At 27.5% G+C, this 11872-nt stretch carries 11 protein-coding genes; all 11 read left to right on the top strand.

The genetic code is table 11. From position 1 onward, the window contains the following. Positions 1-103: 103 nt before the first annotated feature. Positions 104-1735: an AAA family ATPase gene (locus tag AYC59_RS01595; protein ID WP_066894526.1), complete on the top strand. Its 1632-nt coding sequence runs from the start codon at positions 104-106 to the stop codon at positions 1733-1735. Positions 1736-1970: 235 nt separating this feature from the next. Continuing rightward, positions 1971-2900, top strand: a complete 930-nt coding sequence (locus AYC59_RS01590) for a hypothetical protein (protein WP_066894524.1) — start codon at positions 1971-1973, stop codon at positions 2898-2900. A 2-nt stretch (positions 2901-2902) separates the two neighbouring features. Then, positions 2903-3715, top strand: a complete 813-nt coding sequence (locus AYC59_RS01585) for a MurR/RpiR family transcriptional regulator (protein ID WP_066894522.1) — start codon at positions 2903-2905, stop codon at positions 3713-3715. Positions 3716-3726: 11 nt separating this feature from the next. Continuing rightward, entirely contained in the window at positions 3727-4428 is a 702-nt protein-coding gene (locus AYC59_RS01580; RefSeq protein WP_066894520.1) for an N-acetylmannosamine-6-phosphate 2-epimerase, read from the top strand. Further along, positions 4428-5279, top strand: coding sequence for an ROK family protein (locus tag AYC59_RS01575; RefSeq protein WP_066894518.1), 852 nt, complete (start codon positions 4428-4430; stop codon positions 5277-5279). The genes AYC59_RS01580 and AYC59_RS01575 overlap by 1 nt, the downstream gene beginning before the upstream one ends. A gap of 1 nt (position 5280) precedes the next feature. Beyond that, on the top strand, positions 5281-6213 hold the full coding sequence (locus AYC59_RS01570) for a dihydrodipicolinate synthase family protein (RefSeq protein WP_066894516.1): 933 nt from the start codon (positions 5281-5283) through the stop codon (positions 6211-6213). Between the two features lie 26 nt (positions 6214-6239). After that, the gene (locus AYC59_RS01565; RefSeq protein ID WP_082752619.1) at positions 6240-7553 is read left to right on the top strand and encodes an ABC transporter substrate-binding protein; all 1314 of its coding nucleotides are present in this window, start codon (positions 6240-6242) and stop codon (positions 7551-7553) included. A 183-nt stretch (positions 7554-7736) separates the two neighbouring features. Next, entirely contained in the window at positions 7737-8501 is a 765-nt protein-coding gene (locus AYC59_RS01560) for a carbohydrate ABC transporter permease (protein WP_439332309.1), read from the top strand. An 18-nt stretch (positions 8502-8519) separates the two neighbouring features. Further along, the gene (locus tag AYC59_RS01555) at positions 8520-9353 is read left to right on the top strand and encodes a carbohydrate ABC transporter permease (protein WP_066894514.1); all 834 of its coding nucleotides are present in this window, start codon (positions 8520-8522) and stop codon (positions 9351-9353) included. Further along, a complete protein-coding gene (locus AYC59_RS01550; RefSeq protein WP_066894512.1) occupies positions 9353-9634 on the top strand; it encodes a hypothetical protein in 282 nt (93 codons plus the stop codon). The genes AYC59_RS01555 and AYC59_RS01550 overlap by 1 nt, the downstream gene beginning before the upstream one ends. Positions 9635-9956: 322 nt before the next feature. Next, positions 9957-11872: hypothetical protein (locus AYC59_RS01545; RefSeq protein WP_211259995.1), on the top strand; the 1916-nt coding region annotated here is incomplete at its 3' end.

The following is an 11872-nucleotide window of genomic DNA, read 5'->3' as shown; positions in this document are numbered from 1 at the left end:
TTGTTTTTTTAATATACATTTTTTACAAATAATAATTGATTAAAAATTTAAATAATTGTATAATACAATTAGAAAATTAGGGGGTAAAGAAAGGGGAAATATTATGGAATTAAAAGGAATAGGAGCAGGAGTAAGTGATTTTAAAAAGATAATATCTAGTGATATTTACTATTTTGATAAAACAAGATTTATTGAAGATATTTTAAAAGATAAATCAGATATTAAGCTATTTACTCGTCCAAGAAGATTTGGTAAGACTTTAACTATGTCTATGATTAAATATTTTTTTGATGTTAAAGATAGCAAAAATAATAGAAATCTATTTAAAGATCTATATATAGAAAAATCAAAATATTTTGAAAAACAAGGACAACATCCAGTTCTTTATTTGACTTTAAAAGATTTGAAATCTACTAATTGGGAAGGCATGTTAAATCAAATAAGAATATTAATTTCAAGAATTTTTAAAGAAAATAAGAAGGAATTAGAACTAGAAGGAATAGATAAAATAGATTTTGAGAGTTTAGAATATAGAACTTCAGATATTGAAATATTAAAAAATTCTCTTAAATTTATAATAGATTTAATATATCAAAAATATAATAAAAAAGTAATTTTATTAATAGATGAATATGACAATCCATTAGTTGAGGCATATACTCATGAATATTATGAAGAAGCAAAAAACTTCTTTTCTTCCTTTTATGGATTAGCTTTAAAAGATAATATATATTTAGAGCAAGGAATAATAACAGGAATAATAAAGGCAGTAAATACTGGAATATTTTCAGAATTAAATAATCTTAAAGTATATACAATATTAAATGATAAATATGGAGATTCTTTTGGATTTACAGAAAGTGAAGTAATAGAGTCTATGAACTATTATGGATATACACATAAGATAGATGATGTAAGAAATATGTATGATGGATACAAGATAGGAAATAGTTTAGTTTATAACCCTTGGAGTATAATAAACTTTTTACAAGAAGGAGAACTAAAACCATATTGGGTAAGAACTTCAGGGAATAAATTAATAAGTGATGTATTAGAAGCAACAGATAAAGAAACTTTAGAAAAACTAGAAAAGTTATTTAAAGGAGAAAGTATATTAGAAAGTATAAGTGAGACATCAGATTTATCAAAACTATTATCAGATAAAGATTTATGGGAATTAATGTTATTTAGTGGATATTTAACAGTGGATAAAAATGTAGAAGAATCAATATATGAATTAAAGATACCAAATGAAGAAGTAAGAAAATTCTTTAGTAGTAGCTTTATAGAAAATACATATGGAGATGGAAAAGATTTAATGTTATTGTTCAGATATTTAAATAATGATGAAATAGATAAGTTTGAAGAGTTATTACAGAGTATAATAATGAATAATACAAGTTTTAATGATACAAAAGAAGAGTTATTTTATCAAGGTTTAATGATAGGGCTATTTGCTTACTTAAGAGAAAGATATTATATACATTCAAATACAGAAAGTGGGCAAGGAAGATATGATGCAACTTTAGAACCTAAAAATATTCAGGATAGGGCATATATATATGAGTTTAAGAAAACAAAAGATAAAGAAAAGTTAGAAAAAGAAGCACAAGATGCTATTGAGCAAATAATTGATAAGAAATATGATGCTAAGTTAATAGAAAAAGGAATAAAAGATATTAAATATGTTGCCATTGCTTTTAGTGGAAAAGACATTAGGGTTAAGATTAAATAATTAATTAAGTGGACTAAGTAAGATATTACAAGGTTCACTTTTTATATAAAATAATTTTATTTTGAAACTACAATAGATTAAATTTTTTTTCTTTTTAATTTTGTTTGTATAAAAGAAACGCCTTTTTATAATAGTTTTAGTATACATAATAATTGAAAAGAAAGAAAATTGAAATTTTTTTTCATTTTTTTTTGCATTTCTGAAAAATCGAGGTATAATATACTAGGTGATCGGTATGGTATTTAAAAAAATTGGGGAAATAGGTCATAGTAAGGGATTAACTCTTATGCTTTGTGAAAGCCTAGGTGATTATTTAATTCTTTATGGAGGTTCTAATTTTCCAAATGGAGTTCCTCCAAAAGGAACAAGATTAACATATGATGATATGTATATTTATGATAAAGAATTTAATTTAATATCTACTAAAAAAGGTAAGATTTCACCTGATTCTGGTATATTAGTTAAAGATAAAGATGTTATTTATTGGATATCTGGAGCAGGTAATACTAAAATATATGAATATAGAATTGAAAATGGTGAAATACTTGAAAATGAAATAGTAGATGTTAATCAGGAAATATTAAGAGGTTATGGTTGTGTTTTTGATAATAAGATATATTTTGGGAACGAATATGTTTATGAATACGATATTATTAGTAAGAATATAACTAAGAAATCTAAATTCCCTGGAAATGTAAGATTCCAAAGTATATATTTTGAAAGTAATGGTTATATGTATGTTCTTGGAGGTCTATCAGATATATGTTATTTAGATTCATACAAATATGATATATTAAATGATAAATGGGAACAAATACAAGATACACCTATAAATCTATCAGGTGCTTCATTTGTTAAAAAAAGTGATGGCAAGGTTATAATTACAGGAGGGTGTAATAAAGAAATTTATGATTATGCCGTTAAAAATCTTCATAATATAGATTATAAAATAGAATATTTTTCAAAAAGTCGTGAAGAATTTGGATTTAATCAGAAAGTATTTATGTTTGATCCTAGTACTGAAACTTATACAGTTATAGGGAAAGGAACTATTGAAAATGCAACTTGTGGTTCATCACTTATAGAATTTAATAATAAAATATATTTAATAAATGGAGAGATTAAACCAGGATATAGAACACCTGATATATTAGAAGGAGTTTAGTTATGAAATATATTTCGATAATAGAATCTTTTTACCCTTCTTTCAGTAAACAAGAAAAAAAGGTGGCAGATTTTATATTATCAGAACAAAATGATGTATGTATAATGTCTCTTGAAGATATAACTAAAAAAATTGATGTATCAAAAGCAACTATATTTAGGGTAGTTAAAAAATTAGGATTTAAAGGATTTATAGAATTTAAATTAGAAGTTGCAAGAGAATTATCAACAGTTGAACAAAAATATTCTGAAGACTATATTGAAAATATAGAAATGAATATACTTGAAACTATAAAATCAAGTAAAGTACTAATTGATAGACAATCATTAGAGGATGCTATAGTTAGTATAGAAAAATCTAAAAAAATGTATATATTTGGTGTAGGTTCATCAGGAGTTGCAGGAGAAGAGTTACAAAATAGATTTATGAGGTTTGGTAAAATAGCTCATAGTGTATGTGATACTCATTTCCAAGTTATGTATGCATCAACAACTTCAAAAGAAGATATTATAGTTGTTATAAGTTTATCAGGTGAAACTAAAGATTTAGTTTATCCTCTAACTCTTGCAAAAGAACGTGGATGTAAAATTATAGTTATCACTAACTATATTATGTCTACTATTGCTAAGATAGGAGATATAGTATTACTTACAGCAGGGAAAGAAAATCCTTTAAATGGAGGAAGTTTAGTTTCTAAAATATCACAGTTATATATAATAGACATATTAGCTACAGGTTATGCTTTAAGAAATAAAAATAAAGCGGAACAAACAAGACAAGATATAGCAAAATCTATAGCTATGATGAATAAATAGGAGGTTTTAAAGTGGATAAGGTTAAATTGTTAGAAAGTTTGAAAGGTCAGTTAATTGTTTCTTGTCAGGCTTTAAAAGGAGAACCTTTATATATAGATGAAAAAATAACTATGATGCCTTTAATGGCTCGTGCAGCAATTCAAGCTGGAGCAAAAGGAATAAGAACTAATGGAGTTTTAGATGTAGTTGAAATAAAAAAAGAAGTAAGTGTTCCTGTTATAGGGCTTATAAAAAAACAATATGAAGGATTTCCACAATATATAACAGTGGGAATGGATGAAATAGATGCATTAGTTAAAGCAGGAGCAGATATAATTGCACTTGATTGTACTATGCGTGAAAGATATGATGGTTTAACTATAAATGAATTTATAGCATCTATTAAAAATAAATATCCAGATATATTATTGATGGCAGATATTTCTAGTTTTGAAGAAGGAGTTAATGCTCAAAATGCAGGAGTAGATTTAGTAGGAACTACGCTTAACGGATATACTCCATATACAGAAGGTAACCATAATGGACCAAACTTTGAATTAATAGAAAAATTAGTTAAAGAGTTAAAAATTCCTGTAATTGCAGAAGGAAGAGTACACACACCAGAACAAGCTAAAAAAATGTTAGAAATAGGAGCATATGCTGTAGTTGTAGGTGGAGCTATAACAAGACCTTTAGAAATTGCAACAAGATTTATAAAAGGAATGGGACTTTAATGAAAATACTTTGTTTTGATATAGGTGGAACTAGTATAAAATATGCTTTAGTAGAAGATGTAAATGACATTAAAACTAAGAGTATAAAAACTAGAAAAACAGAAACGACTAACTATATTTTAAAAGATATACTAGAAGTTATAGATCAATATGATAATATAGATGCAATAGGTATTTCAACAGCAGGTGTTGTGGATGTAGATTTAGGTGAGGTTATATTTGCAGGACCTACAATTCCAGGATATACAGGTACTAAATTTAAAGAAATTATAGAAAAAAAATATATGATACCTTGTTTTGTTGAAAATGATGTAAATAGTGCAGCTTATGGAGAATATGTTTATGGTGGATATTCAGGATCTATGTTTTGTATGACTGTAGGAACAGGTGTTGGTGGGGCATATATTAATGATGGTAAAATTATTAGAGGAGCTTCTCAAACAGCTGGAGAAATAGGGTATCTTCCTATGAAAAATAAACATTTTCAAGATTTTGCATCAGCAACTTTTTTAACAAATTATGTAAGTAAGAAATTAGGTAAAGATGTTGATGGTAAATATATATTTAATAATGCACGTGTTGGAGATAAATTATGCATATCAGCTATTAATTTATTGGTAAAAAACTTATCTTTTGGTATATTAAATATTTTATATATACTTAATCCACAGAATATAGTTATAGGTGGAGGAATAACAGCACAAGGTAAATTTTTAGGAGATAAAATTATTAAATATGTAAATAAGAAAAAAATGGGAAATCAATTTAAGAGTAATATAGAACTTGCTAAATTAGAAAATAATGCTGGAATAGTAGGTATTTACTATATAGTAAGAGAAGGAGTAAAATAAAATGAAATTTGATTTAGAAAAATTTAAAGGTGTGTTTGTAGCACTTTATTCAGCTTATGATGATGAAGGAAATGTATCACCAGAAAGAGCTAAAGCTTTAACAAGATACTATATTGAAAAAGGGGTTAAAGGTCTTTATGTTGGAGGTTCATCAGGAGAAGGTGTACTTCAAAATGAAGAAGAAAGAAAAATTATGCTTGAAGCAGTTATGGAAGAAGCTAAAGGTAGTAATTTAACTATAATAGTACATGTAGGTGCTAATTCAACACCTGAATCAGTTAGACTTGCAAAACATGCTGAAAGTTTAGGAGTAGATGCTATATCTTCTATACCTTGTGTATATTATGGATTCTCTCCATTAGCTATTAAGAGACACTGGACAGCTATGATAGATGCAACCGAATTACCATTTATAATCTATCACATACCACAAACTACTAGATTTAATTTACCTATTAGCTTATTTGAAGAAATGGCTAAAATGGAAAAAGTTATAGGAATTAAATGTTCATCAGAATCAACATTTGAATTACAACAATTTAAATATATAGGGACACGTGCTAAAAATGGTAATGAATTTATAGTGTTTAATGGTCCAGATGAACAATTTATAGCAGGACGTATGATAGGTGCCGATAGCGGAATAGGTGGAACTTATGGAGTTATGCCTGAATTATTCATGAAATTAAATGAACTATTTAAAGAAGGGAAAATTGAAGAAGCAAGAGTACTTCAAAATGAAGTAAATGAAGTTATTAAAGGCTTATTAAGTGGACCATCTTTATATGGAGTTACTAAATATATGTTAGAGTTAAGAGGAATAAAAAATGGTCAAGTAAGAGGACCTATGTTACCTGTTGAAACAGAAGAACATATTAAATTATGTAAAGACTTAAATACAAAAATTGAAGAATTAATAAATAAATTTTGTTAAATAAAATTAAATTTTAGGAGGAATTTATGAAAAAAAATATTTTCAGAGCATTTGTAGCAATAGCTGCAATAGCATTAACAGCAATTTCTTGTGGTGGTAAACAAGAAGCTAAAACAGAAGGGCCTGTGACTATTACTTATTGGTCATTCCCTAACTTTACTAAGGATTCAGAATTTAAAACAGCTGAAGACTATGATAAAGCATTAATATCAGCATTTGAAGCAGCTAACCCTGATATTAAAGTTGAATATCAAAAAATAGACTTTACAGATGGACCAGCTAAAATTGAAACTGCAATTCAATCAAAAGCAACTCCAGATGTTATAATTGATGCTCCAGGACGTATAATTGACTGGGCTAAAAAAGGATTGTTAGTTTCATTTGATGATGCTGATTTACCTAACAAAGATAAATTAACTAAAAAAGTATTAGAAGCTTCAAGCTTTGAAGGTAAAGTTTACTTAAAACCTTTAGGAATAACTCCATTCTTAATGGCATTTAATAAAAAAGTTACAGATAAATTAGGTGTAACTGATTTATTACCTTTAAATAAACCAGGAAGAAACTGGACAGTAGAAGAATTTGAAAAATTCTTAACTGCAGTTAAAGAAAAAGATGGAAGTATAGATCCAATATTATTCTATACTAAATCACAAGCAGGAGACCAAGGGCCAAGAGCATTTGTTTCTAACTTATACAATAGCTGGATTACAGATGAAGGTATAACTAAATACACTATAAATGATGAAAATGGTGTTAAAGGATTAGAATGGATTAAAGGTGCTTACGACAAAGGATTATTAGGACAAGGTGTTGCAGCAGAAGCTAAAGATGCTTTAGAAGCATTCAGAAGTGGAAAAGCAGCAGGAACAATTCTTTATTCTTCAGGATTAAAAGGAAATGATACTAAAGCTATAGAAGAAGGAACATTAGATCCAGTATTCGTTGCATTCCCTAATAATAGTGGACAAGCTAAATATGAATTCTTATTAGCAGGATCAGCTGTATTTGATAATGGAGATCCAGCAAAAGCAGCAGCAGCTAAAAAATTCGTTGACTTCTTAACTAACGATCCTACATGGGGAGAAAGATCATTAAAAGCAACTGGTAACTTCTCACCATATGGTGTTACAGGATTATATACTGATGAAGAATCTAAATACTTAGAAACATTAAGTGATTTCTTCGGACCTTACTACAATACTATAGATGGATTTGCTCAAATGAGACCATTATGGTTCAATATGGTTCAATCAGTATTAAACGGTCAAGCAACAGCTAAAGATGGATTAGATAAATTCGTTCAAGATGCAGATAAAACAATACAAGATGCAAAATAGTTAAAACTGAGGTAGGGAAATCCTCCCTACCTCATTAAAAAATGAGGTGAAAAGATGCTGAAATCTATTAAAAAAATTAATTTTAAAAAAATTGATTATAGTGGATATTTATTTATTTTACCAGTAATGGTATTTTTTACGAGCTTCGTTTTATATCCTATGATTAAGGGTGTATATCTTTCTATGTTTAAGTTTAGAGGACGGAATACAAGCTTTGTTGGATTAAAACATTATGTAGATTTGTTTAAAGACGGTATATTTATTAAATCAACTATAAATACAGTATTAATAACAGCAATTGCTGTTCCAATAGTTGTTGCTTTTTCAATATTTGTTGCAATTAATATATATGAAAAAAATGCTTTTATTAGATCATTCTTTAGAGGTATTTTCTATATTCCAGCAATTTCATCAGTAGTTTCAGTAACTGTTGTATGGAACTGGATTTATCATCCTAAATATGGGATATTAAATTATGTTTTAAACACTACACATATTACTAATTCAAATATTGACTGGCTTGGTAATCCTAAAACTGCTATATTTGCAATTATAGCAATATTAATTACCACAAGTGTTGGACAACCTATAATTTTATATGTAGCAGCTTTAGGGAATGTCCCTAAAGATTTAATTGAGGCTTCAAAAATTGATGGAGCTACAGACCATAAAGCTTTTACACAAATTATATGGCCATTAATAAAACCTACAACTTTATACATAGTTGTAGTTACAACAATTAATAGTTTCCAAATATTTGCTTTAATACAATTATTAACATCAGGAGGACCAAATTATTCTACATCTACAATAATGTACCTTGTTTATCAAAAGGCAATAATTGAAAGTAGATTTGGAGTTTCATCTGCAATGGGTGTATTACTTGCTATAATAATAGGAATTATTTCAGTTTTACAATTTAAATTCTTATCATATGATGCAGACTAATAGAAAGGAAGGATAAATATGGAAGTAAAAAAGAGAACACCACTTAGTATTTTTTCAATGGTATTATTAATATGTTTTGCAATATTTTTCATTTTTCCATTCTATTGGATATTTACTGGATCATTTAAATTACAAGATGTTGCAATTAGTATACCACCACAATGGTTTCCAGTTACACCAACATTAGATAATTACAGACAATTACTTGTACCAAATACATTAAGATGGTTCTTTAATTCAGTCTTTATATCATTTTCAACTACAGTTCTTGTATGTGTTACAGCAGCACTAGCTGGATATGCTTTAGCTAAAAAGAGTTTTCCAGGAGTTAATGTAATATTTATACTGTTTGTTGCTGCGATGGCATTACCTAAACAAGTAATTTTAATACCTTTATTAAAATTCATTACAGAACTTGGTTGGGTTGATACATATCAGGCTTTAATATTACCAGCTGTTGGTTGGCCATTTGGAGTATTTTTGATGAAACAATTTTCACATGGTGTACCAAATGAATTATTAGAATCAGCTAAAATAGATGGATGTGGTGAAATTAAGACATTTACAAGTATTGTTTTACCAATAATTAAACCAGGTATAGGAGCTTTAGCTATATTTACATTTATAGCAAGCTGGAATGATTATTTCTCACAATTAATATTTACTAATAGTGAACTTATGAAAACTTTACCTTTAGGAGTAGCTTCAATGTCACAAGCTGCAGAATTTTCATTAAATTATGGGTTATTAATGGCAGGAGCAGCCCTTGCATCATTACCTATGATAATAGTATTCTTAATGTTCCAAAGCTACTTTACTCAAGGTGTTACAATGGGAGCAGTAAAAGGATAATGGATATATTAAATTTTATAGCAATATGGATGTATTATAGCAAGTTATATATATTAGGATCTTTGGGAGTTACGTTTTTACTTAATAAATTTTTTAAAGATAAACTATATATGCCTCCATTAATAATTAATATGGTAAGTGTAATACTATTGTTTATGATACCATTTAAAGATAGAGCATATGCAATGTATATAAACTATATGCCTGTTGTTATAACTAGTGTGTTATTAAATTTAAGTATATATTTACTTAGAAGAATAGATGATAAAAAGAATAAATAATATATTTGTAATTAGAGGTGGTAGAAATACCGCCTTTTAATTTTAGGGAGAACCAAAAAAAATAGATAAATTTAATTTAGTATTTTGTTCTGAAAAATTAGCTAAAGAGTTAGAAGCTAATCCTAAAATAAAAGTTCTTAAAAATTTATTAGATGTTAATGAATTAAAAAATTATTTACAAGAACTATAATTTAAAGAAATTTATATAAGCAGGTCTAAAAGATCTGTTTTTATATTAAAAAATTTCAACGTTTAATTGAAAAATAACAATAATTGATATATACTATTAATAAAGAATATATAAAAATAAGGATGTGAATATATGGCTAAAAACAAAAAATTAAATTTAGGGATTTTATCATTAATTTTAATTTCTATGGGTGGAGGAGTATTATCAACAGCCGAAACAATTGAGGATGCAAAAAGACAAATAGATGAAAATAATAAAATAATTGGGGTGGGTGAAGAAGGAACAACATATACTGGAGAAAGTGGTAGTTCATTTGTAACGACTAAAGATGAAACAAAATTAGAAGGAAAAGTAAAATTTGATATAAAAGATACAGGAGGAGAATCTCACTTAGAACTAGCTGGTAAGGGTGTAAAAGCAGATGATTTAAGTATAACTATTGCACCTAAAGAAGGAGTAAATCATACAAGATCAAAAGGGTTAATAACAAGAGGAGATTCAGATGTAAATGTTAAGAATCTAAATGTAGATGTTACTTTTAAAGATACAACAGGACAATATTCGGTATCAGCAGATTCAAATGCAAGTTATGGTGTAGCTGTTGGATATGATTGGGATGGTGGAAGTAAAACAGATGTATCTAGGTTGACAGTAAATAATATGGATGTTAAAGTTCAAAATACTCCAGATACAAAAATTGCTGATAGAATAGTTGGGTCAGGTTATAAAAGGGTTGCGGTACATTTTGGACATCAATTATCTGGATTAAAACTATTTAGAACAACTGGAGCAAGAGCAGAATTTATTTCAAATGGTAATGTAAACATAGAAGTAAAGGATCAGTCAACTAATAAAATAGGTGACTATATGGTAGGAGTTTATGTGTCAGGGAATGAATCAAAAGCTACATTTAATGGAAATACAAACATAAAGATAGTAGCAAATGGTAAAAATTCGGCTGCAATAAAAATAGGAAAACCTTTAGAAAATATAACAGGAGATGGACCAACTGTAACAGCAAATGGCAAATTAACGATAGATACAACAGAAGCAAAGGATTCAGCAGCAGTTAGGCTATTTAACAATAAAGCAAAATTTGAAATTACAGGAGAAAATACAGAAGAAGCTTCTGTAATTAATTCTGGAAATACTGCTATTTCTTATGATATTACAGATTATAGACTATATTTTAAAAGCATAATAGGTACATTAAATGTTAGCCGTAATTCAAATGCTGAAAATCAAGAAGTTAAATTAAAAAATACTGTAATAAAAACAAGTTCTGAAACTGCAACATTAATAGAAGTCAAAGCAGATAAAGTATCAGATAATTCATATGGGCATAGTTCTGCTTTTACTAATCAATTAAATTTTGGTAATTTTGCAGTAACAAATTCTAAATTTGAATTATCAGGAGAAAAATCGGTTGCGACAGCTGCAAAAAAAGGGTGGTTAATAGAAGCTCAAGGTGTTAAAAATTCTACTTCATCACTAACAGCAACAATAAAAGATAAAGCTAGTATTTATGGAATGGTAAATAAGGCTTTTGGTAAAGATTTTGATGCTAGATTAGATATGAATTTAGAAACAGGTGCTAAATGGGTGTTAAAAAATAAAGGAGATATTAATGAATCAACTTTTAATAATTTAAATATTGGAGAAAATTCTATACTTGATGCATCTCAATTTAATTTGAATGCAGGAGAATATAAACCAACACCTAAAAATTTGATAGATGCATTAAAAAAAGCAAAAGCAGAAGCTAGTAATGATGAATTTTGGGATGGTAAAGTAAAACCGGAAACTTTAGAAAAAATCAAACAAGCAGAAAAAGCAATAGAGGAATATAAGAACAATCAAGATCCCAAAGAAGTGGCAAGCTCACGTTCTAATTTTGTGTTAAATTCATCATCTTTAGATGATAAATCAAAAATAACAAATTCAGGAACAATTACTTTAGATAATGGTAAATACCACGATAAATTAACATTAAAAGGTAAATATAGTAGTGTATCAGGAAAGTTATTAGTTAATACATTATGGAATGA

Source organism: Pseudostreptobacillus hongkongensis, from assembly GCF_001559795.1.
GTDB lineage: Bacteria > Fusobacteriota > Fusobacteriia > Fusobacteriales > Leptotrichiaceae > Pseudostreptobacillus > Pseudostreptobacillus hongkongensis.
This window is presented reverse-complemented; position numbering and strand designations above follow the sequence as displayed.

What these genes read in the sequence shown, in the direction of transcription:
- AYC59_RS01585 (WP_066894522.1), top strand. Translation starts at nt 2,903, where the DNA reads ATGAAATATATTTCGATAATAGAATCTTTTTACCCTTCTTTCAGTAAA.
- AYC59_RS01560 (WP_439332309.1), top strand. Translation starts at nt 7,737, where the DNA reads ATGTTTAAGTTTAGAGGACGGAATACAAGCTTTGTTGGATTAAAACAT.
- AYC59_RS01565 (WP_082752619.1), top strand. Translation starts at nt 6,240, where the DNA reads ATGAAAAAAAATATTTTCAGAGCATTTGTAGCAATAGCTGCAATAGCA.
- AYC59_RS01555 (WP_066894514.1), top strand. Translation starts at nt 8,520, where the DNA reads ATGGAAGTAAAAAAGAGAACACCACTTAGTATTTTTTCAATGGTATTA.
- AYC59_RS01575 (WP_066894518.1), top strand. Translation starts at nt 4,428, where the DNA reads ATGAAAATACTTTGTTTTGATATAGGTGGAACTAGTATAAAATATGCT.
- AYC59_RS01550 (WP_066894512.1), top strand. Translation starts at nt 9,353, where the DNA reads ATGGATATATTAAATTTTATAGCAATATGGATGTATTATAGCAAGTTA.
- AYC59_RS01570 (WP_066894516.1), top strand. Translation starts at nt 5,281, where the DNA reads ATGAAATTTGATTTAGAAAAATTTAAAGGTGTGTTTGTAGCACTTTAT.
- AYC59_RS01595 (WP_066894526.1), top strand. Translation starts at nt 104, where the DNA reads ATGGAATTAAAAGGAATAGGAGCAGGAGTAAGTGATTTTAAAAAGATA.
- AYC59_RS01590 (WP_066894524.1), top strand. Translation starts at nt 1,971, where the DNA reads ATGGTATTTAAAAAAATTGGGGAAATAGGTCATAGTAAGGGATTAACT.